We start from the raw sequence: 236 nt of genomic DNA on the forward strand, positions 1-236 counted from the left end.
GGTCTTGCCGCGGGCTGGGTGGTTGGCCGTCGAAGGCTTCCGGGGCGATATAGGATGGCGTGCCAGGCAGCTCGTGCTGCGGGCCTTCAGACAAGCCGGGGCAATACGCCAGGCCGAAGTCCAGCAACCGCAACTGTCCATCGGCGCCCAGGTGCAGGTTGTCTGGCTTGATGTCGCGGTGCAGCAAGTTGCGCCGATGCAGCACGCCGACCGCTTGCAGCAGTTGACGGGCGATC

1 protein-coding gene is annotated in these 236 nt (G+C 66.1%); it reads right to left on the reverse strand.

Annotated elements, in window-relative coordinates; all coding sequences use genetic code 11:
- Window positions 1-236: protein kinase domain-containing protein (locus tag SB772_RS45630; protein ID WP_410839231.1), on the reverse strand; the 236-nt coding region annotated here is incomplete at both ends.

The sequence above is a fragment of the Paraburkholderia sp. SIMBA_030 genome (genome assembly GCF_046535245.1).
In the GTDB taxonomy this organism is placed as follows: domain Bacteria; phylum Pseudomonadota; class Gammaproteobacteria; order Burkholderiales; family Burkholderiaceae; genus Paraburkholderia.